Annotated in this window: 15 protein-coding genes; 8 read left to right on the forward strand and 7 right to left on the reverse strand. The window is 56.1% G+C overall.

What is annotated here, in order from left to right; translation table 11 throughout:
* Positions 1–66 precede the first annotated feature (66 nt).
* From ACRZ91_RS16860 to ACRZ91_RS16880, 5 genes are read right to left on the reverse strand one after another with little or no spacing between them, the layout of a single operon-like run.
* A complete protein-coding gene (locus tag ACRZ91_RS16860; protein WP_480907254.1) occupies positions 67–1,422 on the reverse strand; it encodes a CoA transferase in 1,356 nt (451 codons plus the stop codon).
* The gene (locus tag ACRZ91_RS16865; protein WP_170477642.1) at positions 1,419–2,573 is read right to left on the reverse strand and encodes an ABC transporter permease; all 1,155 of its coding nucleotides are present in this window, start codon (positions 2,571–2,573) and stop codon (positions 1,419–1,421) included. Before ACRZ91_RS16865 ends, ACRZ91_RS16860 begins: the two co-directional genes overlap by 4 nt.
* Positions 2,570–3,598, reverse strand: coding sequence for an ABC transporter permease (locus tag ACRZ91_RS16870; RefSeq protein WP_010437945.1), 1,029 nt, complete (start codon positions 3,596–3,598; stop codon positions 2,570–2,572). The genes ACRZ91_RS16865 and ACRZ91_RS16870 overlap by 4 nt, the downstream gene beginning before the upstream one ends.
* Before the next feature lie 14 nt (positions 3,599–3,612).
* A complete protein-coding gene (locus tag ACRZ91_RS16875; RefSeq protein ID WP_480907257.1) occupies positions 3,613–5,526 on the reverse strand; it encodes an ABC transporter substrate-binding protein in 1,914 nt (637 codons plus the stop codon).
* The gene (locus tag ACRZ91_RS16880; RefSeq protein WP_170477635.1) at positions 5,519–7,291 is read right to left on the reverse strand and encodes an ABC transporter ATP-binding protein; all 1,773 of its coding nucleotides are present in this window, start codon (positions 7,289–7,291) and stop codon (positions 5,519–5,521) included. Before ACRZ91_RS16880 ends, ACRZ91_RS16875 begins: the two co-directional genes overlap by 8 nt.
* Positions 7,292–7,520: 229 nt before the next feature.
* On the opposite strand from ACRZ91_RS16880, the gene ACRZ91_RS16885 reads away from it, so the two are divergent.
* The 6 genes from ACRZ91_RS16885 (at position 7,521) to ACRZ91_RS16910 (ending at position 14,763) form a co-directional block, all read left to right on the forward strand.
* Positions 7,521–8,018 (forward strand): class I SAM-dependent methyltransferase, encoded by a 498-nt coding sequence (locus ACRZ91_RS16885; protein WP_480907259.1) that lies wholly within the window; start codon positions 7,521–7,523, stop codon positions 8,016–8,018.
* 91 nt (positions 8,019–8,109) lie between these two features.
* Complete coding sequence (locus ACRZ91_RS16890; protein ID WP_480907261.1) at positions 8,110–8,739, forward strand: glutathione S-transferase family protein; 630 nt, start codon at positions 8,110–8,112, stop codon at positions 8,737–8,739.
* Positions 8,740–8,838: 99 nt separating this feature from the next.
* A complete protein-coding gene (locus tag ACRZ91_RS16895; RefSeq protein WP_480907263.1) occupies positions 8,839–11,241 on the forward strand; it encodes a GcvT family protein in 2,403 nt (800 codons plus the stop codon).
* Between the two features lie 2 nt (positions 11,242–11,243).
* The gene (locus ACRZ91_RS16900; protein WP_480907265.1) at positions 11,244–12,788 is read left to right on the forward strand and encodes a trimethylamine methyltransferase family protein; all 1,545 of its coding nucleotides are present in this window, start codon (positions 11,244–11,246) and stop codon (positions 12,786–12,788) included.
* Complete coding sequence (locus tag ACRZ91_RS16905) at positions 12,789–13,472, forward strand: TetR/AcrR family transcriptional regulator (RefSeq protein ID WP_170545690.1); 684 nt, start codon at positions 12,789–12,791, stop codon at positions 13,470–13,472.
* Complete coding sequence (locus tag ACRZ91_RS16910) at positions 13,459–14,763, forward strand: NAD(P)/FAD-dependent oxidoreductase (protein ID WP_480907267.1); 1,305 nt, start codon at positions 13,459–13,461, stop codon at positions 14,761–14,763. Before ACRZ91_RS16905 ends, ACRZ91_RS16910 begins: the two co-directional genes overlap by 14 nt.
* Here ACRZ91_RS16910 and ACRZ91_RS16915 read toward each other — a convergent pair.
* Positions 14,760–18,155: an indolepyruvate ferredoxin oxidoreductase family protein gene (locus ACRZ91_RS16915; protein WP_480907269.1), complete on the reverse strand. Its 3,396-nt coding sequence runs from the start codon at positions 18,153–18,155 to the stop codon at positions 14,760–14,762. The two genes, ACRZ91_RS16910 and ACRZ91_RS16915, sit on opposite strands and share 4 nt — an antisense overlap.
* A 143-nt stretch (positions 18,156–18,298) precedes the next feature.
* On the opposite strand from ACRZ91_RS16915, the gene ACRZ91_RS16920 reads away from it, so the two are divergent.
* Positions 18,299–18,760: an Lrp/AsnC family transcriptional regulator gene (locus ACRZ91_RS16920; protein WP_170774964.1), complete on the forward strand. Its 462-nt coding sequence runs from the start codon at positions 18,299–18,301 to the stop codon at positions 18,758–18,760.
* 3 nt (positions 18,761–18,763) lie between these two features.
* Here ACRZ91_RS16920 and ACRZ91_RS16925 read toward each other — a convergent pair whose 3' ends face one another.
* Positions 18,764–19,153, reverse strand: coding sequence for a DUF3307 domain-containing protein (locus ACRZ91_RS16925; protein WP_010437966.1), 390 nt, complete (start codon positions 19,151–19,153; stop codon positions 18,764–18,766).
* Positions 19,154–19,322: 169 nt separating this feature from the next.
* Between ACRZ91_RS16925 and ACRZ91_RS16930 the strand changes: the two genes are divergently transcribed.
* Complete coding sequence (locus ACRZ91_RS16930) at positions 19,323–22,364, forward strand: ABC transporter transmembrane domain-containing protein (RefSeq protein ID WP_480907271.1); 3,042 nt, start codon at positions 19,323–19,325, stop codon at positions 22,362–22,364.
* Position 22,365 lies beyond the last annotated feature (1 nt).

Below are 22,365 nucleotides of genomic sequence, written 5' to 3' on the forward strand. Positions count from 1 at the left end.
AGCGGCGTCTCGAATGAGACGCCATACAAAACGTTGGGCGGGGCCGCGCTCCGCGCGGCGGTTGGTCTACGTGGCGAGTGAGGGCCAGACAGGTTCTGATGATCCAAGCTTTGAGGCGGGTAGGGACCATCGCATCTTGGAAGTGCCTACAGTCAGTGCTGGATTCAAACGGTGACCTGCTCCCCATCCGGAATGTTCTTGCACATCCGAATAATCTACAAGTGACGCACCGGTGATATCTACTTCAGTATCGCTTTTGGCGAGAGTGGCGAGCAGTTCTGCGGTTCGTGCAAGTGAAAGCCGAGCATCCATGACCGCTTGACCGGATGCAGCCTCGGCCAGAGCCGAAAGAATAGAAGCAGCCATCAAGTATCCAGTCGCGTGATCGAGTGCCTGCACAGGTAGCGGGGTTGGCTCGTCGACCCCGGCCCATTCCATTCCTGCGTGCGCGATCCCGGCGCTCATCTGAACCAGACTGTCAAATCCCCGGCGTGAGGCCCAAGGACCTTGCCAGCCATAGGCGTCCAATGTGACCTCGACCCTGTTGGGGGCAAGCTGATCACGCGTGGATTTAGCCAAACCAAGCGCGTCTAGGGCACCGGGGCGATACCCATGAACAAATACGTCAGCTTGTTTGAGAAGTTCCTGAAGTTGTCCAATTCCCGCGGGCGATTTCAGATTCAGATAGGCGCAATGCTTGCCCAGTGAGATGTCAGGAATGACGCCGGGCTCATCCCAGCCAGGAGGGTCGATCCTAAGGACTTCGGCCCCAAAACCCGCAAGTGTTCTTGTCGAAACCGGCCCTGCCAGTATTCGTGTGAGGTCGAGCACGCGTAGCCCTGCAAGGGGGCGCTCGACGGTCGCCTGTGGCCGGTCGCGTAGCTTGATATTCCGTGGGCCTTGCCAGCCGATCAATGGTTCACGTGCGAGTACACGTCCCTGCGGATGGTCATGCCATTCTGCACGACTGCGCATCGCGGCAGCAACCCCACCCTCTGCGACAATTGCGGCTTCGAGTTCCGAAATGGTCCTATCTCGGATCGCGCGTTCAACCGATGACCGATCAGGGTTGACCTCGAGTACCTTCAAAGCAGCAGTGCGGTGATGCGGCAGATTGGTGTGCAGTCTGATCCAACCATCTGAGGCCTGATAGTCTCCTGCGATCGCGTCCCAAAGGTTGGGCATGTCCCATCCGTCGGGTTTGAATGAGAAGCCATACCATAGAGAAGCCAACCGATGGTCCACGGAAACATCCGGCGGTTCTGGCGACAGGTTGAGCGCAGTCACAAGGCGTGACATTTTCTGACCAACAGCAGCAAAACTGGCCGTTGCCAGTTCTGAGACTGCAAAAGCGCTGGGCCGCGCGCCCGCCCCTTTGACCCGATATGTGTCAGTTGAAGGGAGGGCGGATAGCAGGCTCATTGCTGGTAGGGGTCCAGACTGTCGCGCAGCCCGTCGCCAAGGAAGTTGAAGGCCAACACGACTACGATGATTGGTAGCATCGGAATCGCCGTCCACGGATAAATCTCGATCGAAGCAAGGTTCTGGGCGTCATTTAGCATGACCCCCCAGCTGACCGCCGGGGCGCGCAGGCCAAGACCAAGGAAGCTGAGCGCGGTTTCACCGAGGATCATCGCTGGTATCGACAGTGTGGCTGATGCAATCAGGTGCGACATGAAGTTCGGAAGCAGGTGCTTGCGGATCACGCGACCCGAGCTTGCACCCATCATCTCAGCGGCGCGAACATATTCCTCTTCCCGTAACGAAAGGAATTTGGCGCGTACGGATCGGGCAAGGCCGGGCCAGTCGAGTATACCGAGAATGATCGAGATGATGAAGAAGACAGCAACAGGACTCCAATTCGAAGGCACGGCTGCAGATAAAGCCAGCCAAAGTGGGAGTTCCGGCAGAGAACGCAGAATTTCGATCACACGGTTTATGACCCAGTCGATGCGCCCACCAAAATACCCGGCCATCGATCCGAACAGGATGCCGAGGAAGAAAGACACTGAGATGCCGATCAGGCCTACGGTCAGCGACAATTGGGCGCCGTAAAGAATTCGACTGAAGACGTCACGTCCCAAGCGGTCGGAGCCCCATAGGAACAGCGTGGCGCCTTCAGGTGCACAAAACAGGTGGGTGTCGGATTTTATCAGGCCTGCCAGTTTGTACTCGGAGCCCTCACAGAAGAACCGGATCGGGCGCGGGTCTTCTGTGTCGGGTACGAACTTCCATTGGAAGGTTTCAAGATCCGCTTCTGCAACAATGGGATAGACATAAGGACCTATGAATTCGCCCTCGTGGAACCAGTTGACAGACTGGGGTGGGGCATAGAGGTGCTCACCGTTTCTGTCGTTCGGTCCATAGGGGGCGATGAATCCCGCGAAGGGTAGCATCAGATAGCACAACAGCAGGAATATACCTGAAATCAGACCCAGCTTGTGTGTTCTGAACTTGCGCCAGACTAAGACCCAATTTGGGGCATCGAGATCTGCACGCTCAAGCTGCTGAAGCGAGGCTTGCGGATCAAACGGGGCTTCGTCGACATAGCGACCATCGGGGCGTTCACTCATGCTTCTCGCCCCTCATACCGAATGCGCGGGTCAAGCATGACCAGCAGGATGTCCGAGATCATGGTACCGATCAGCGTCAGCAAGGCCACGAACATCAGAATGAAAGCAGACAGGAACTGATCCTGTGTTTTAAGCGCGGTCAGCAATGTTGGCCCGATGGTTTGCAGACCCAGAACAACCGAGACCAGAACCGAACCCGAAACCATCGAAGGCAGTAGGTTGCCAATATCGGCAACAAAGGGGTTGAAGGCCACTCGCAGCGGGTATTTCGTCAACATCCGCGACGGGGCCATCCCCTTGGCGATAGCGGTTTCAACATAAGGCTTGCCCAGCTCATCCAGCATGTTGGCACGCAGGCGCTGCATCATAGCCGAAGCGCCCGAGGTGCCGATGACGAAGGTCGGAACGATCAGGTGAACAAGGATGGATTTCAGCTTGTCCCAGCTCATCGGTTGACCCTCAAAGGAAGGGTCCATCAGGCCGCCAATTGGCAGGTTAAAGTAGCGATGGCCGTAATAGAACAGGATCAGCGCCAGAAGGAAGTTTGGCGTCGCAAGGCCCAGATACCCAACAAAAGCAGAAGTATAATCGATCCATGTTCTTGATTTGGCCGCCGCAAGAACGCCCAGCGGCAGGGCCACAGCATAGACGAATAGAATGGCAGCCAGATTAACCACGACCGTCAACCAGAGCGTATCGCCCACGATCTCGCGCACGGGTCGGTCAAATTCGAATGACCAGCCATAATTGCCCTGCAAGAGGCCCTCGAACCCGTGCGGGCCGGGCCAGAAACCTATCCAGATCAGATATTGTTCCGGCAACGAACGATCCAGAGAATACTCTTTGCGCAGAAACTCGGCCTTGGCCACGCCCGCAGACTGGCCCGAGGCCTGCAACTCAGCGATCTGATTGCTGAGGTAGTCGCCTGGGGGAAGGTTGATGATCACGAAGATCAGTACCGACACCACCAACAGCGTCAGCAGCATCGTGAAAAAGCGATACACCGCATAGCGCAGCATGACCATTTAGCTGCTCCTGATCAGTCGGCGAAGAAAAACTCGTCGGGACGATGAATGCCGAAATGCGCACCGGGCTCCCAGGCCCACATGGCCTGTTCGGGCACGTTCTTCAGCCGGTTTGACACAACGATTGGCTGCGGTGCGCCGTTAAGAATACCAATGGCATACAGCTGATCCGCGTGAATTTTCAGCATCTTAGTCCAGACTGCCGCGCGCTCTTCATCGGTTGTGGCGATTTCCCAGTCATGCGCGAGTTTCATGAGAAGTTCGGCTTCGGGCATGTCTGGTGGCTCGCCTGATCCTCCAGCTGTCTGGTAATGCTGCCCCCACTTGGGCCAGGCCAGAAAGACCTGATCGGTAGGCGCCAGATAGGCAGGCGAGGTGTGCAATTGCGGGATGCCGTCATCCCAGCCAAACCAGACTGAGGCCATCGTGTTGCCCGAGAAGACCCGATTACGCAGAATGTCCCGATCCAGGGGGCGCATCACAAGTTCGACACCGATCTCGCGCCAGGTATCTGTAACGATTTGGAGGGCATTTTCTACTTCCTGCCTCTCGCCTGCAGTTTCGATAACCAACTCCATAGGACGTCCGTCAGGCAGTAGGCGAATGCCGTCTTTATCCCGCTCGGTCAATCCAGCCTCATCCAACAGCGCATTCGCCATATCGACGTCGTAGTCTGCCCAAGCCTTTGCATTTGCTTCGTCATAGAATGGCGACGCAGGCAAAACTGACATCGCGCCGGGATGGGCCAGCTTAAAATAGAGCGCTTGATTGATTGTTTTGCGGTCTATCGCGAGGGAAAGGGCCCGGCGGACGCGCACATCACGCAATACGTTGCGCCAGGCTTCGTCTTCGAAGTTCAGGTTTGGATAGATGGCGATTTGGGAAGCGACTCCGGTCTTCCACAAGAGCGTTTTGTAGTCTCCTTGCGCTTCGCCTTTTTTCAGGATCGACGCGTCGCGGAATGCCAGCCCGCGCCCTTGCAGGTCACTTTCACCCGCGTTAGTCTTGGCCGCGACAAGACCTGGGGCAACAATCTCCATCTCGACCACATCGATATAAGGGAGCTGCACCCCCTTTGAATCAACCCTGTGATAGTAGGGGTTGCGGATGAAGCTGTGCCGGATTTTCTTGCCCGAGCTTGCATTGAGCCAGGGCTGCAATGTGGGCAATTCGTGATTGTCATATTTGTACAGGTTATCCAACTTGTTATGCAGCGCCGCCCAGCTTTTGACCCGCGCGTCTTCGACCTGAAAAGCCAGTTCTTCAGGATCGGCAAACTTCTCGTGGTATTTTTTGAGAAATTCTGATGGGCGGTAGATAAACGGTGGGCGTGCCTGTGCAAGAGATTGCAGAAAGTCAGGGTTCGGATTTGCCCACTCGAACACGACGGTCGTTTCATCAGGGAAAGTTACCGTAGGCGCCTTACCTTCAACCAGCAAAAAATCAGGTGGGCCTGAAGGGCTGAGCAACTCGTTATTGGCGACGTCTTCCCACCAATATCGGAAATCCTCAGACGTAAACGGAGTGCCGTCCGACCATTTGTGGTCAGGGCGTAAATTCAAGGTAAACTTGCGATTGTCTTCGTTTTCGAAAGAGGCCAACAGATCGGGCACGATGTTGTATTCATGGTCAAAGCCGACAAGCCGCGCATAGCCATAGACCACCATCTGGCGGATGTCCTTGGACCGGGTAACCATGGTTCGCAATGTTCCGCCGGGGGCTCCGAAATCGCGCCCCTTCGCGGCCAGATCAACGATTAGCGGGTCTTGCGGAATGCGGTCGGCGACAGGTGGCAGCTTTCCACCTTCAACTTCGGCTTCCCAGTATGGGATTTCCTGAAGATTGGCCGGGATTTCTGCCGTGGCGGGCAGCCCTGCTGCAACGACCAGCGTGGTCGCCAGAATCAAACAATGAGTGGTCTTAAACATGGCAACGTACCTTATGGCCGGGCTCCAACTCTACCAGCGAGGGTATCACGGTGTCGGAAAATCGAAAGGCGTCATCCCAACTGTCGGGCGAACCCGCGCCCAAAGCAACCAGTTTCAGGTCTATCGGACGATTGATATCCGGTTCAGGCTGGGCGGCAATCAATGCCTTTGTGTAAGGATGACGTGGATTATAGAAGAGAGTTTCAGGCGGGGCTTGTTCAACCACCAGCCCCCGACGCATCACGGCAACTTCATCAGCGATGCGCGCGACAACGGCGAGATCATGCGAGATGAACAGGTAAGACAGGTTCAGACTGTCTTGCAGGTTTTCGAGCAGGGTTAAAATTTGTTCCTGCACAGAAACATCTAAGGCCGAAGTAGGCTCGTCACAAACGATCAAAGCCGGGTCCAACATCATCGCGCGGGCGATAGACAGACGTTGCCGCTGCCCGCCTGAGAACGCGTGCGGATAACGTTTGAGCATGTCTGCATTCAGTCCGACCCTCTGTAACATTTCGGCTGCTTTATCGCGCTGTTCTGCTACTGTTCCGAGGCGGTGAATTTCCAACGGTTCGGTCATAGCATCCTGAATGCGCATTCGGGGGCTAAGTGAACTGTAGGGGTCCTGAAATACCATCTGCGCCTTGCGCTGGAAGGCAGTACGCTCGGCGCGCGTCATGTTGTGAACTGTGAGCGGATCGGCTTCCTTGTTTGTCCGGAACAGCACTTCTCCGCCGGGGTCCGGCAATTCGGCGCCCAGAGCGATACGCGCTGCGGTGGTTTTGCCCGATCCGCTTTCGCCAACGATCGCAAGTGTTTTACCGCGCGCCAGCTTCATATCGACGCCGCGGCAGGCGTGGATCAGCTTGTCCGCTCTCCAGCCTTTGCTGGACCGCATCGTGTAGGTCTTCGAAACCCCGGTCATCTGCAATATCAGGTCTTCATCGGGCATCGGTATGCCCACCGCATCCTGGTCAGGTATTTCTGGTGCTGCATCGAACAGTTGCTGGGTGTAGGGATGCGCCGGGTCGTTCAGGATCAGGGCGGCTGGACCGGCCTCCATCACACGACCTTTGTGCATGACAACAACTTGCTCGGCCATGTTGGCGACGACACCCAAATCATGCGTGACCAGAATTAGCGCCATACCGGTTTCACGCTGCAGTTCTTTGATGAGCCCAAGAACCTGCGCCTGAGTTGTTACATCCAGCGCAGTGGTTGGTTCGTCCGCGATGAGCAATTCAGGTTTGGAAACCATCGCCATCGCGATCATGGCCCGCTGTCGCATGCCACCGGACAATTCAAAAGGATAGCTGTCATAGGCGCGGGCCGGGTCGGGAAAGCCCACCCGTTCAAATTGCGTCAGTACTTCTTTGCGTGCCTCAGATTCAGATGCGCCGCGGTGCAGCCAAAGAACTTCGCTGACCTGGTTTCCAATTTTGTGAAGCGGAGAGAGTGAGCGCATCGGCTCCTGAAAGATCATTGACACCCGATTGCCTCGAATGTCACGCATTTGACGTTCACTGAGTTGAGTTAACTCCGCCGTGCCTCTGGAATCGTTCAGGGTAATCGTACCGCTACGGATTTGAGCAGTACGGGGCAGGATGCGCAGAGCAGCGCGACACGAAATCGTCTTGCCCGATCCAGATTCACCAACCAATGCAAGTGTCTGTCCAGGCTCGACATCAAAGCTGACATCTTGAACCACGGAAGGACCCTTGCCGAAGCCGATGCTGAGATTCCGAACGGACAGCAACGCACTCATGCGGGTTTTCCACCCGTCTGGCCGCTAGGTAACATCGGCTTTGTGAACTCCCTGTCTTTTTTTCGTAGTTTCGCGCGGTTCGGGCGGGGTAGTCAAACACCTTCTGCACCTGAAACGTCGCGGAAACGTGAATTCTTGGCGGTGCGCCTACACATTCCCTTGAGAATTTGTCACTACCTGATCGAAGGGCACACGTAAGGTGCGGTGTCTACAAATAGGGGTAATCGTTGTGCCGGAAGCTCAAAGTCGTCTAGATTTGTTTATTGATCGCATGGTCTCGCAGCGTGCTTGTTTGGATTATGCAATTGCGCAGACCACTGGGCATGAAGGCCCGGTATTTGAGCTTGGGCTGGGAAATGGGCGCACTTATCATCACATGGTTCAGCATATAAAGGACCGCCCAGTTTATGTTTTTGAACGTGCGGTCGCCTCGCACCCCGATTCAACACCGCCCGATGATCGCGTAATTTTGGGTGACGTGCGTGAATCGCTGCCCGCATCGGTCCCGCAGTTTGGCGCGTCGGCCAGTCTGATCCACGCCGATCTAGGGGGACATAACCGGCAAAAGAACGATACATTTGCCCGTCTCGTCTCACCTTTGATCGAGCCGCTGTTGGCGCGTGGTGGGTTGATGGTCTCGAGTGATCGCATGTATTTCGAGGATTTGACCGAGCTGCCGCTGCCGAGTGGTGCGGTTGAGGGTCGCTGCTTCATCTATCAACGCTGATCTGCCGTAGGGTCACTTTGTGATCGGACTCGCGCTGTTGCACTGGGGCGGTCTAACGTTTGGGGTGTGAAGCCTCAGAGGGGATCGTCAAATGCTGTTCTATGATTGCTCGACCGCGCCCAGCCCACGCCGAGCCCGGATGTTCATTGCAGAAAAAGGGTTGGAGATTGAGACGCGCGAAATCTCGATCGCAAATGGCGAGCAACTGAGTGATGCTTTTCGGGCGGTGAACCCCGGCGCGACGATCCCGGTGCTGATCACGGATGAAGGTACCGTGCTCACCGAAAATCTCGGCATTGCGGCCTATCTTGAAGCGCGTTTTCCTGAGCCTGCGTTGATGGGCCGGACAGCGGATGAAAAGGGCGAAGTTTTGATGTGGAACGCCATCGCCGAGCAGCAATGCGGTGCGCCGATTGCCGAGACGTTGCGCAATACCCACCCCTCGTTCAAAGACCGCGCCATTACAGGCCCCGCGAACCATGTGCAGATTCCCGAACTGGCGCAACGCGGAACTGCGCGGGTGGGCGCGTTTTTTGATTTATTAGAAGCCCGTCTGCGCGAAAATGAATTCGTATCAGGCGGCTCATTCACGCTCGCTGACATCACCACATTTGTATTTGTCGATTTTGCACGTGTCATCAAGATGCGTATTCCTGACGACAACACAGCCACACAAGCTTGGTTTGATTCCATTCGCGCGCGACCAAGTGCCCGGATTTAACGCGCGTTTTTATAGAACGCACAGAACTGTACAGAAATGTCTAGACAGAAGTGAACAGTGCGTCTAGCGTCCCTTACGAGTCACCCGGGGGAGGTTGGGATGAAATCGCAGTATCGCGTAGTGGTAATTGGCGGCGGCGTTGTGGGCGCCTCGGTTCTGTATCACCTTGCCAAGTTCGGCTGGTCGGATGTGGTGATGTTGGAGCGTCGGCGCCTGGCCTCGGGCTCGTCTTGGCATGCGGCGGGGGGCATCCATGCGTTGAACGCCGATCCCAACATGGCATCGCTTCAGGCCTACACGATTGATCTGCTAAGCGAGATCGAAAAGGAATCGGGTCAGAACATCGGCCTGCATATGACCGGCGGCCTGACGTTGGCCGGAACGCCTGAACGGTGGGAGTGGTTGCAGGCCAACTACCGCATCTTTCAATCTATCGGCATTGATGATTGCGAATTGTTATCCCCGGAAGAGGCACAGAAACGCTGCCCGATCATGTCAACCGACGGCGTGCTTGGCGCAATGTGGGCGGACCGCGAAGGCTATATCGATACCACTGGAACAGTTCAGGCCTATGCCACAGCAGCCAAAAAGCGCGGAGCCGAGTATTACGAGGAAACCAAGGTCGAACGCCTGACGCAGACCGCGGATGGCTGGGAAGTTGTGACCGACAAGGGCACCATCACGTGTGAGCATGTGGTCAATGCCGCAGGTCTCTGGGCCAAGCAGGTGGGCCGTATGGCAGGGGTAGAACTGCCGGTGTCGCCGCTCAAACATCACTATCTTATTACTGATACCGTGCCCGAGATGGCTGAGGCAGATTTCGAGATGCCGATGACCGTGGACCTCGAAGGTTTCACCTATATGCGGCAGGACCAGAAGGGTGTTCTGGTTGGTATCTACGAAGTCGATCATGAACACTGGGCCATGGACGGTGCGCCTTGGAATTACGGCGAAGAGCTGTTTCAGGAACAGCTTGACCGGATTGAGAATGAGCTGACTTTGGGCTTTGAACGGTACCCGTCGATCCAGAATGTTGGCATCAAAACATGGGTGAATGGCGCGTTTACCTTTTCGCCTGATGGCAACCCTCTGGTCGGTCCGGTCCCGGGCAAGCGCGGTTATTGGTCAGCCTGTGCGGTGATGGCCGGGTTCCTACAGGGTGGTGGCGTCGGCAAGACGCTAGCCGAGTGGATGATCCATGGCGAGCCCGAAGCCGACGCTTGGCCGATGGACGTGGCACGTTATGGCGATTTCGCTCAGAACAAACGCTACATCCGCGAAACAACTGGTCAGTTCTATTCCCGTCGTTTCGTGATGACCTACCCGAACGAGCAGTTGCCCGCAGGCCGCCCGCTGAAAATGGCTCCGGCCCATGACGCGATGACCGAGGCAGGCTGTAAATGGGGTGTTAGCTGGGACCTTGAAGTGCCGCTTTACTTCGCGCCGAACGGGTTCGAGGAGACGCCGACGCTCAAGCGGTCCAACGCGCATGACATCGTGGCTGAGGAGTGCAAGGCCATCCGCGAAGGTGTGGGCCTGCTTGATATCTCGGGTTTCTCGCGGTTTGAGGTCTCAGGTCCGAATGCCGAGGCGTGGCTCGACAAAGTCATGGCCTCAAAACTCCCCGCGCCGGGTCGGGCTAAACTGGCTCCAATGCTGGGTGAGAACGGACGGCTCAAGGGTGATCTGACAGTGCTCAACTGGGGCGATGGCACCTGGTGGATCATGGGCAGCTACTATCTGCGTGCCTGGCATATGCGTTGGTTCGATGATCACATGATGGATGGCGTCACGGTCCGCGATCTGGGTGAAGAATACTGTGGATTTGCCGTGGTTGGGCCGAGGTCAGAGACCGTGGTCGAGAAACTGGCAGAACAGGACATCTCGGGCTTGAAATTCATGGGCTGTGGCGACTTCGATATTGGACTGGTCCGCGCCCGCGTTGCCCGGATGTCAGTGACGGGCGAGAAGGGGTACGAGATCAACTGCCGCTATGGCGACCATATCAAGCTACGCCGTATGCTGTTGGAGGCCGGCGCCGATGAGGAAATCCGCGAATGCGGTTTCAACGCGATGCTGTCGACGCGGCTTGAGAAGAGCTTTGGTATCTGGTCTGCAGAATTCACCCAGCTCTATACACCCGGCATGACCGGGATGGATCGCTGGATCGACTGGGACAAGGATTTTGTCGGCAAAGATGCGGCGCTGGCCGAGCGCGATGGCAACGGACCAGCGCAGGTACAGGTGACGCTTGAGGTCGACGCGTTGGACGCGGATGCCAGCGGGTATGAACCCATTTGGGCAGGCGGCGAACGTGTGGGTTTTGTGACGTCGGGAGGCTTTGGGCACTACACCGGCAAGTCCTTGGCAATGGCTCTGGTAGATCGCGACAAGGCAAACCCAGGGACAGAGCTGTCGGTGCATGTAGTCGGCGTTGAACGCCCAGTCCGCGTGGTTGAGCCGTCGCCGTACGACCCGCAGGGCAAAGCGATGCGAGGTTGATCATGGAAGCAGAGGCTGGAAGACGCCGTCGCCGAGGGCGTGGGGCCGAGGCGGTCCCGCAACCCAGTCGTGACGTGAACTATCGTCAGCTGCGCAATCCGTTTCCGCAGATGGAAGTATTTCCGGCGGATCAGATTGCCGAGATGCACGAGACGGCCTTGCGCACGCTGGAAGAATTGGGTGTGAAGGTCCTGCTGCCCGAGGCGCGCCGGATTTATGCGCAGGGTGGTGCGCGCGTGAATGAAGATAATGAGATGGTCTTCATCGGGCGCGACATGGTCGAGGCTGCGGTGGCGTCGGCCCCGAAATCCATTGCCTGCCGCGCCGGGGCGCGGCGCAGGGATTTCACGCTGGAGCTAGGTTCTTTGGTGTTCCAACCCGGCGCTGGTGCTCCGAATGCGACTGACCTGGTGCGCGGGCGCAGGCCTGCAAACGGGCAAGACTATCTGGAGTTCCTCAAGCTCACGCATCATTTCGATGTCTTCCAGATGATCTCGCCTCAGGTCGAACCGCAGGACGTACCCACCAACGTCAGGCACTATTTCACCACCCAAGCGCAAATGGAATTGACGGACAAGTTCCCCTTCTTCTTCTCGCGCGGAACGCCTCAGGTGATCGACTGTTTTGAGATGCTGTCCATCGCGCGCGGGTTTAGCGATGATGAGTTCCGTGGCAATCCGCATTGTTACACGATCATCAACACCAATAGCCCGCGGACGCTGGATATTCCGATGGCGCAGGGGCTGATCGATTTTGCGCGCCACGGGCAGATGTCGATTATCACTCCATTTACCCTGATGGGTGCAATGGCGCCAATCACCGTTGCCGGAGCCATCACCCTGTCGCATGCCGAGGTGCTCGCTGCTTTGACACTGACGCAGTTGACAAACCCCGGCGCGCCAGTGTGCTATGGGACCTTCACCAGCAACGTTGATATGAAATCCGGTGCGCCTGCGTTTGGAACGCCTTCGCATTTTCAGGCGTCGTTGGCCGCGGGGCAACTCGCACGATACTTAGGCCTGCCTTGGCGATCGGCGGCAGGGTCGGCTTCGAACCTCAATGACGTACAGGCTGCCAACGAGAACCAGTTCGGTCTTTGGGGCTGCCTAATGGCCGGAGCGACAGTGATCATTCACTCAGCCGGTTGGCTTGAAGGTGGCCTGACGGTGTCCTTCGAAAAGATGATCTGTGATGCAGAAGTCCTGAACATGGTGGCCGAACTTTGCGCCGGAGCGCAGGCAGATAGTTCAGAGATAGGTTTCGATTCCGCGCTGAGCGAAGTTGAACCCAGCGGGCATTTCTTCGCGACCAGCCAGACGATGGAACGCTACAACACTGCATTTTACGAGCCACATATTCATGACTACGCCAATTTCGGGACTTGGACCGAGCGTGGTTCGGTCGACGCAAATCACCGGGCGACAGGCGTTTGGAAAGAAATTCTAGCGAATTTCGAAGCCCCAGCCCAGGATGTGAGCCGTCTTGGCGCGTTGCATGAATTCATCGCACGTCGCACGGAAGCAGGCGGTGCACCGCCGGAGAGTTGAATGAGCACAAAACCAATCCTCCACCGGGACGATCCGGAAGCTGAACCTTTGACCGGCAATATTAAGGTCACACGTGATGACTGGTTGAACGTCGCCATGGACGTCTTGATCTCGGATGGGGTCGAGCAGGTGAAGGTCATGAACCTGGCGGAACGTATGGCGGTCTCGCGCTCCTCGTTCTACTGGTACTTCAAGTCCCGGCAGGAGTTGTTGGATGCGTTGCTGGCGCGATGGCAGGCGACCAACACGGCAGCATTGATCGCACAATCCGAACTGCCTGCAGAGACGATAACGGCGGCCGTTTGCAATGTTCAGCGTTGTGTCGTGAACTCAGAGCTTTTTGATACGGCGCTTGATTTTGCCGTTCGAGATTGGGCGCGACGATCTGGAAAGGTGCGACGCATGTTGGATCAATCCGACGCGAGACGTCTGGCAGCGCTGTGCACGATGTTCATCCGTTTCAACTATGATGAGACCGAAGCCGAGACTCGTGCACGCGTACTGTACTATATGCAGATCGGATATGATCTGGCGCAGTTGAACGAGCCGATGGCGACCAGGCTATCGATGGTGCCACACTATCTTTACGTCTTCACTGGGGTTGAGCCGCGACCCGAAGAAGTATCCGAATTCAGCGACTATGCGAAACGCCTTTGGGAGAGGACAGGACATGAGCCAACCTGATGCAATCATTATCGGAACCGGCGTAATTGGGGCCGCCATCGCCTTCGAGATGGCTAAGGCGGGTTGGAAGACTCTGTCACTGGACCGCAATACGCAAGTTGGGCATGGATCGACCGCCGGTTCATGCGCCATCGTTCGGATGCATTATTCGACTTTTGATGGCACGGCCTTCGCCTGGGAGGGATACCATTATTGGCGTGATTGGGCAGATTATCTGGGATTGTCCGATGATGCCAATCTGGCACAGTTCCGTGAAACCGGCTGTATGGTCATGAAGACGGAGGCCAATGGATTTCTTGAAAACCATAAGAAGTACAGTACCGAACTGGACTGTCCTTTTGAAGAATGGACACCGGAGAAGATTACGGAACGTCTGCCGATTTACACGTTAGACAGCTTCGCTCCGGCGCGGCGAATGGATGATCCAGAGTTTGGGCAATCGAACGGGGCACATGTCCAAGGCGCGGTTTTCTGGCCTAACGCGGGATATGTGACAGATCCGGCGTTGTCGGCCCAAAACCTGATGGATGCGGCGAAGTTGCATGGTGCCGACGTTCGCACCGGTGCTGAGGTGCGTGAAATACTGACCAGCGAGGGCCGCGTTGCGGGCGTCAAACTTGCCTCGGGTGAAGAGATCCATGCCAAAGTGGTTGTAAACGTCGCTGGGCCCGGGTCGGCAATTGTTAACGAAATGGCAGGGGTTCTGGGTGACATGACCATCCAGACCCGCCCGCTGCGGCAGGAAGTCGTGCATGTACCGGCACCCGAAGGGTTTGATTTTGAGACACAAGGAACAATTGTCTCAGATAGCGACATCGCCCTTTATTGCCGCCCTGAGCATGGCAACCACATTCTGATCGGCTCGGAAGATCCGGCGTGCGATCCGCATCAATGGTGCGAAGATGACGTGAATTATAACCATGATTTTACAGACCAGTGGACAACGCAAGCAATGCGCTACGCGCAGCGCGTTCCCAGCCTGGGGATACCCTCACGCACCCGGGGCGTCGTGGATTTGTACGATGCATCGACAGATTGGATTCCGATCTATGATAAATCCAGCCTTCCGGGGTTCTACATGGCCTGCGGCACCAGCGGGAACCAATACAAAAATGCTCCGATCGCGGGCAAGATGATGACCGCTTTGATCGGCTATGTCGAAGGCGGTGCAGATCATGATGACAATCCGTTGCAGTTCGAGTTGCCCTATTTAGGCCGGACTATCGACACCGGATTTTATTCCCGCAAACGGCCCATCAATACCGAAAGCAGCTTTTCGGTTCTCGGTTAAGACACCTCTGCGCGCGCTGTTTCGAAGCTCTCTTCGCGTACCGGTCCGAACCCTCGTATCTGGTCCGCCGCCGAGAACGCGCGCAACCACTCTGCTTCTGATCGTGCTGTCGGATTGGTCTGATACATGTTCAGAAGCTCTTCAAACCAATTCAGGATATTACGGTGCAGCCGCGCTTCGGCGTGATATCCGAACGGGTTCAGAGTTGATCCGCGCAATCCGCGCAACCGTGAAAGACCACGCAGAACCGGGTGCATCCATGCGCCCAACGTAAACTTGACCGGTCGCCCGCGCTCATCCTTGCGCCAACTCAGCAGCGGTGGGGCGAAATGGTATTTGGCTTTGAAATCACCTTCGAACTGCTGTGCCAGCTCCTCAGAAAAGTCAGAAGATGTCTGCAGTCGGGCGACCTCAAACTCGTCCTTATAGGCCATGAAACGGAACAGATTTCGAGCAATCGTCTCAACAAGGCGGTCCGAGATATCAGACTTTGACGATCGGATCGCCTTGATCCGCTGTGCGTAGCGGTTGGCATATTCGGCGTTCTGATAGTCAGTAAGAAAGGCAACCCGCCGCTCGATCATCTGGTCCAGTGTGTCCTCTGTCTCGGTCGGCTGAGCCAATCCCTGAACGCGTTCCGGATCAACTGCCAAACACCGTCCAAGGGCAAAAGCCAGTCGGTTCTTTTCGACCGCGACACCGTTTAGAAGAATTGCCTGCGACAGCGCGGTGTGTGACACAGGTACCAGCGCCTTTTGCCAAGCATAGCCCAACATAATGACATTGGCGAAGACCGTATCGCCTAAAAGCGCCTCGGCCATCGCGTTTGCGTCAAGGCTGGTTAAATTTTCCGCACCCACTACGTCTGCAATCGCCTGCTCCCGCGCGTCAACCCGTAGTTGGGCATCACGATGCAGCACAAGATCTCCGGTAGGCATCTCGGCCCGGTTCAGAACGACGCGCGTCCCCGGCGCAAAGTGAGCCGATGCTTTGGGGGCCGAGCTTACGACCACATCGCATCCGATCACCGCATCCGCAGCGCCCTGATCAATGCGCACCTGGTTGAGCGTATCAGGTTCTTTACCGAGGCGGATATAGCTCAGTACGGTTCCGAATTTTTGTGCAAATCCGGTGAAATCCAGAACCGAAGCACCCTTACCTTCTAGATGCGCCGCCATGGTGATCAAGGCCCCGACTGTAACCACTCCGGTGCCTCCGACGCCTGTCACCAGCAGATCAAAGGGGGACTCCAAAGATGCGGCCGAGGGCAGGGGCAGTCCCGCCTCAAGCGCATCAAGATCCATATCAACGCTCTTCTTGCGCCGAGTTGCGCCCTCGATGGTCACGAAACTGGGGCAGAACCCGTTCAGGCACGAGAAATCCTTGTTGCAGGAGCTCAGATTAATCTTGCGCTTGCGGCCCAGCGGCGTTTCACGCGGCTCGACACTCAGGCAGTTCGATGCCACCGAACAGTCGCCACAGCCTTCGCAGACGAGATCATTGATCCAAACAAATTTCTTTGGGTCTTCCATCGTGCCGCGCTTGCGGCGGCGTCGCTTTTCGGTCGCGCAAGTCTGTTCGTAGATCAGAACGGTGACACCGGGTATGTCGCGCAGCTCGCGTTGCAGGCTGTCCATTTCTGCCCGGTCATGAAATGTAGTTCCCGCAGGGAATTCGGCACGGCCGAACTTGGTGATGCCATCCGAGACCAGTGCGATCCGCTCGACCCCCTCGGCGCGGCAGGTTTGCGCGATGCCTGCCACGCTGACTGGCCCGTCCACCGGCTGCCCTCCGGTCATTGCGACCGCATCATTGTAGAGGATTTTATAGGTGATGTTCGTTCCTGCCGCGACCGCCTGTCGGATCGCGAGGGATCCCGAATGGTACCACGTCCCTTCGCCCAGATTCTGAAAGATATGCTTGCCGCCATTGAATTGTGAGGCCACCACGTGAGGCACGCCTTCTCCGCCCATCTGAGCGTAGCCGACGGTTTCGCGATCCATCCATGATGCCATGACATGGCACCCGATGCCGCTGGCAGCAGTGGAGCCTTCGGGTACTTTAGTCGAGGTGTTGTGCGGGCAACCCGAGCAGAAATAGGGCGTTCGCGTTGCACCCGGGACGTTGATCACGGGCGCTTCCGTCTCGGTCAGCGCGCGCGCTTTAGCAGGCAGGTTTTCTTCTGGAAAGAACGTGTCAAGGCGGGCGGCTACGATGGGGGCTAGCATCAACGGGCTGAGTTCCCCGGTCCACGGGATCAGCGGTTCACCATGGCTGTCATATTTGCCCACCATCTTGTGGGGTTTGTCGCCGGGCCAGTCATAGAAATACTCTTTGAACTGGCTTTCGATGATGCCGCGCTTTTCCTCGACGACCAGAACCTCGGCCTTGCCTTTCACAAAGCGCAACGCGTTGCGGCGGGCCAGCGGCCAGACCATCCCGACCTTGTAGATGTCGATCCCCAAGCGACGGCAAGCGGCTTGATCAAGGCCCAACAAACGCAGCGCCTCCATCAAATCAAGGTGACCTTTGCCGGTGGTCACAAATCCGAATTTGGCGTTGTCGATGTCATAGATGCGTCGGTCGATGGGGTTTTCTTCGGCAAATGCCCGGACGGCACGCAGCTTGTGTTGTATGCGGGTCTCGATCTCAGGCGAGGGCAGGTCGGCCGTCCGCACATGCAAGCCGCGTTCTGGCAGATCGATCCGGGGCAGGGTGAAACTGCGGTCCGGGAGCAGATCGACCGAACGCGCGCTTTCCACTGTTTCTGAGATCGCCTTGAACCCGACCCATGTGCCCGAAAAGCGGGAAAGAGCGAATCCGTATTCGCCGAATTCCAAATATTCCTCGACCGAGGCCGGGTTCAATGTGGGCATAAACCACGCCATGAAGGCCACGTCCGATTGGTGCGGCATCGACGAACTGACGCAACCGTGGTCGTCGCCCGCCACCACAAGCACGCCACCTTTCGGGGCGGAACCATAAGCATTGCCATGTTTTAGCGCATCGCCTGAACGGTCGACGCCAGGGCCTTTGCCGTACCACATCGAAAAGATGCCCTCGACTTCGCAATGTGGGTCCAACGTGGCCTGTTGGGCACCCAGTACCGCTGTTGCGCCCAGGTCCTCGTTCACAGCGGGCATGAAGGTGATGCGGTCTGCTATTAATCGTTCTTTGGCACGCCAAAGCTCCAGGTCCAACCCGCCCAATGGCGATCCGCGATAGCCAGAGACAAAACCTGATGTATTCAAACCTGCCTGCCGATCGCGCCGCGCCTGATCCATCATGATCCGCGCGAGGGCCTGAGTGCCCGTCAAAAAGACCCGGCCTTGAGTTAGGGAATAGCGATCGTCGAGTTGATAGGTGCGAATATTTCGGTCGAGGTGGCTCATTGCATCGGGTCCATGGGATTATGCCTTTGGTTGAGGATATTTTAACCCAGTTTGAATGGTTAACCGTTCCATTTTGTGTGCTGAGATATGATATTTTGGAAAAAAACTCACAATATATCAAAATTCCGATTAGAATATCCAATATGATTGCTCTAGATGACCGAGACCGCCGAATTCTGACGCTGCTGCAGAATGACAGTCGAATTTCGAATGCAGATTTAGCCGACACAGTGGGGATGTCGGCCTCGGCGCTTTGGCGCAGAGTGCGCGCTCTTGAAGACGCAGGGATAATCGAACGCTATGGTGCCTTGGTGAACCCACCGGCGATGGGATTGACGTTCGAAGCAATCGTACATGTGCATCTGACGCGACACGATCCGGACAAAATCGTCGACTTCATCCGAGCGGTGGAACTAAGCCCCGAAATCCAGGAATGCTATGCAACCACGGGGCAGGCGGACTACCACTTGCGTGTCCTTTGCCGAGATCTGGCGGCTTACAATACGTTTCTGGAGGACTTCCTGTTTCGGCTGCCAGCCGTTGCCAGTGCGCAGACCAATGTGGTGTTGCGTACAATCAAAAGAAATCAACCGACCGTGCCTTAAGCTTCAGGCTGCAAAGACCACCCAGGCCCAGGCCATCCCGATATAGGTCAGGTTATGAAGCAATTGATCCAAACCAGCGGCACGCCAGAAAGCTGCCTGATTGGGTTGTAGCTGTTTGCGATCTGAGTAATTGGCTTTTGCGAAATCTATGTGGAAATGCACGATCCATTCCAATGCAGCAATGATCAGAATAAATTCTATCGGCGCACGAAAGAGCGCAAAGATAATAACCGATCCCACAACATGCACAGCTGCATGTTGCGCGCGTCCCATGTGGAAATACGTGCCACGCCCAGAAAGCATTTTGGGCGTCTGTAAATAATAATCGGCGAACATGTGCTTGATCTGAAGCAGGCAGAGCAACAGAAACACAGCGCCAAAGTTGGCAGGCAAATGAATCCTCCCGATATCGTCCTGAATCAGAAGATTAGGGGGTAATGGCCTGCCGCGCAAATGAACTTGTTCACACAACGCGAAATAAGCGCAAATCGGATTTTCATTTGCGTCTGAGGATACGATTGCGGTAAATTCGTGCCGTTGTATTCACACCAAAATCAGTGATTTGAGCGGTGGGTCATTAGTAGGGGCGGGTTCAATCGAGCGAACGATCTTTCGGTTCATCTGGAAATACTCCAAACGCGATCAGCTGATTCTACTGGCCGTGACTGCGACGCTATTTCCATTACTTTATCTCACCTTGGAGCTCCCCAAACGCATCATCAATGATGCAATCGGTGCGACCAGTCAGATTGTCGACGTTTGGGGATATAGCCTGACACAAACTGCATTCCTGACGATTCTCTGCTTTGCCTTTCTGGCTGCGGTGCTGGCGCATGGTCTGATGAAAATGCGCATCAACACCATGAAGGGTGTTTTGAGCGAACGGATGCTGCGTCGATTTCGGTATCAGTTGATCAATCGCGCGCTTAGATTTCCGCAGCCCTATTTTGAGCGTGTGAGCCAGGGCGAAATGGTGTCGATGGTCACCGCTGAAAGCGAGCCCATGGGAGGCTTGATGGGGGATGCGATCAGTCAGCCTGTGCTGCAGGCGGGTCAGATGATCACGATTCTGTCCTTTCTGTTTCTGCAAAGCGTCTGGTTCGGTCTGGCTGCCGTCGCCTTGATTCCTTTACAGGCCTGGTTGATCCCCAAACTGCAGCGTCAAATCAACTTGCTGAACAAGAAGCGCATTCAGGAGGTCCGCGTTCTGGCCGCCCAGATCGGTGAGAATGCCGCCGGTGCATCGACTTTGCGTGCCAATGGGGGGTGGCGGTATCGTCGTGCGATGATCTCGGATCAGCTGGGGCGGTTGTTCGCCATCCGCTTTGAGATCTATCAGAAAAAGTTCTTTATGAAGTTCATCAACAACTTCATCTCGCAGCTGACGCCCTTTATGTTTTATCTCGTCGGAGGCCTTCTGGTATTGCAGGGATCGGTTTCTTTGGGCGCATTGGTGGCCGCGCTGGCCGCCTATAAAGATCTGAGCTCTCCTTGGAAGGAACTGCTGACCTACTACAACCAAACGCAGGATATGTCGCTGCGGTGGGATGTTGTGATCGAGCGATTCGCACCGGAAGGCATGATTGACGAGTCGCTGTTCGAAGGCGAGCCTTCTGAACGCCCCCACTTGAATGGTGATATCGTGCTGGACCGGGTCTCGGTTCGCGATATTGATGGCAATCAGGTGCTTGACGATCTGAACCTGACTTTTCCGGCCGGCAAGACCATTGGTATCTCGGCAACCAGCGAAGAAGATCGTGATGCACTGACCGAATTGCTGATCCGAGAGATTGCACCGACCTCTGGACGGATCGAAATCGGCGGCATCAATATGGCAGGCCTGCATCAGAGTGTTGTGGCAGCGCGGATCGGTCTGGCTACCTCTCGGCCGGTGATGTTTCAGGGTACGTTGGGCGAGAACGTGATTATGCCGATGCGCCCCCGCCCATTGTCCACCTCATCTGATGATCCGAATTTTGCAGAAACGCTGCGCGCGGGTAACAGCGCGGATCCAATAGATACCAAATGGTTTGATCCGGGATTGGCCGGTTTTGACGATACCGATCAGTTGCGTGAATGGTGGCTGCAGTTGATAGACGGCATGGGTTCAGGTGCCGCTCTGTTTAAGCGCGGGGCAGAACAGGCCTTTGATCCCAATGAACATCCGGAGTTGGCGGCCAAACTGATTGAGCTGCGACCATTGGTGCAACAGGCAGTGCGCGAGGCTGGTCTGGCCGAGCAAGCTTTGGTTTTTGACCGGTCCACTTATAACCCCGCATTACCGGTTGCTGAAAACCTCTTGTTCGCGACGCCCTGCGTGCCAGTCAATCAACAACTTTTGGCGCGCCAAACCGTGTTTCTGGGTCAGTTGCGTGAGCTGGGGCTGGATGAAACTCTGGTCAGTCTGACCCGTGACGTGATTGAAATGCTACGCCAGATCTTCGGACTGGATGGAACTGACCACCCATTGTTCCGCAAACTCGGGCTCGAGGCTCAAACCTACGAGGCTGCGGTCGAATTGGTTGAGCAAACCCGCAAAGAAGGCACACAGGGCTTGGACGACGAGCAATTGGCCAGCTTGTTGTCGGTGCCGTTTGTGATCTCGGCGGAACAGATCGGTCCTGCGTTTTCGGACGAGCTAAAAAATCGCATCCTCGAGCTTCGCCACAGCCACTCGGAAAAATTGCTGGAACCTCTGCACGATGTTTTTGTGCCTTTGAATGAGAACGCCTTTGCGCCTGGCCTGACTGTCATGGAAAATGCGTTATTCGGTAAGGTCAGCCAGATTGGTGGTGCGCGAACCGATGAGGCACGCAAGCTGATCGTCGATGCGTTGGCTGAAAATGGCGCGCGTTCGTTGGTGGTTGAACTGATCTATGATGTGCCGGTTTCACTTGGTGGTCAGAACTTGCCGGCGGTGTTTGCTGAACCCTTGGCCTTTACGCGCGCAACAATCAAAAAGCCGGACATTTTGATCCTGGAAACTGCGTTGGCCAGCTATGACATGGAAACGCAGGTCGCGGTTTACAAAAATCTGCGTGAACTTTTGCCCGAAACTACGGTAATCTACCTGAATGATACGTTCGAAAATCCAGATGTTTTCGACATGCATGTCGAAATTCGTCAGGGTCGGGTCGTGACTGGCGAAGGCCCAACCGACGTCGAGGGTGACAGCGCTGCATCTGCCGACCTGAGTCGCAAATTGCGAGCGCTGGAACAAACACCGTTGTTCTCGGGTCTTGACCGCCGTCAGCTCCGCCTGCTGGCCTTTGGTGCGCGTTGGTTCGAGGCCAAGGCCGGCCAGGTGGTGTTCCTAAAGGACGACCAGCCAACCGATGGGGCCTATGTCGTCCTCGAAGGCGAAGCGGGTCTTTATCTGCCGCGTTCGGGCGAGGACGACCAACTTATCATAACCGTTGGCGCTGGTGCTTTGGTCGGTGAGCTCGGATTGATCCGTAAAGAGCCACGGGCCTTGAGCATGGTGGCAGAAACGGACCTGTCCTGTCTGCGAATTGGTGAAGAAGAATTCCTGGCCGTGGTCGAAAATGATGCTGCCACAGCCTTCAAGCTGCTGCAGGTTATCGCAGGATATGTCTCGAACTGAT

The sequence above is a fragment of the Ruegeria sp. O11 genome (genome assembly GCF_056535285.1).

What these genes read in the sequence shown, in the direction of transcription:
- ACRZ91_RS16890 (WP_480907261.1), top strand. Translation starts at nt 8,110, where the DNA reads ATGCTGTTCTATGATTGCTCGACCGCGCCCAGCCCACGCCGAGCCCGG.
- ACRZ91_RS16910 (WP_480907267.1), top strand. Translation starts at nt 13,459, where the DNA reads ATGAGCCAACCTGATGCAATCATTATCGGAACCGGCGTAATTGGGGCC.
- ACRZ91_RS16905 (WP_170545690.1), top strand. Translation starts at nt 12,789, where the DNA reads ATGAGCACAAAACCAATCCTCCACCGGGACGATCCGGAAGCTGAACCT.
- ACRZ91_RS16860 (WP_480907254.1), bottom strand. Translation starts at nt 1,422, where the DNA reads ATGAGCCTGCTATCCGCCCTCCCTTCAACTGACACATATCGGGTCAAA.
- ACRZ91_RS16875 (WP_480907257.1), bottom strand. Translation starts at nt 5,526, where the DNA reads ATGTTTAAGACCACTCATTGTTTGATTCTGGCGACCACGCTGGTCGTT.
- ACRZ91_RS16915 (WP_480907269.1), bottom strand. Translation starts at nt 18,155, where the DNA reads ATGAGCCACCTCGACCGAAATATTCGCACCTATCAACTCGACGATCGC.
- ACRZ91_RS16900 (WP_480907265.1), top strand. Translation starts at nt 11,244, where the DNA reads ATGGAAGCAGAGGCTGGAAGACGCCGTCGCCGAGGGCGTGGGGCCGAG.
- ACRZ91_RS16920 (WP_170774964.1), top strand. Translation starts at nt 18,299, where the DNA reads ATGATTGCTCTAGATGACCGAGACCGCCGAATTCTGACGCTGCTGCAG.
- ACRZ91_RS16895 (WP_480907263.1), top strand. Translation starts at nt 8,839, where the DNA reads ATGAAATCGCAGTATCGCGTAGTGGTAATTGGCGGCGGCGTTGTGGGC.
- ACRZ91_RS16880 (WP_170477635.1), bottom strand. Translation starts at nt 7,291, where the DNA reads ATGAGTGCGTTGCTGTCCGTTCGGAATCTCAGCATCGGCTTCGGCAAG.
- ACRZ91_RS16870 (WP_010437945.1), bottom strand. Translation starts at nt 3,598, where the DNA reads ATGGTCATGCTGCGCTATGCGGTGTATCGCTTTTTCACGATGCTGCTG.
- ACRZ91_RS16865 (WP_170477642.1), bottom strand. Translation starts at nt 2,573, where the DNA reads ATGAGTGAACGCCCCGATGGTCGCTATGTCGACGAAGCCCCGTTTGAT.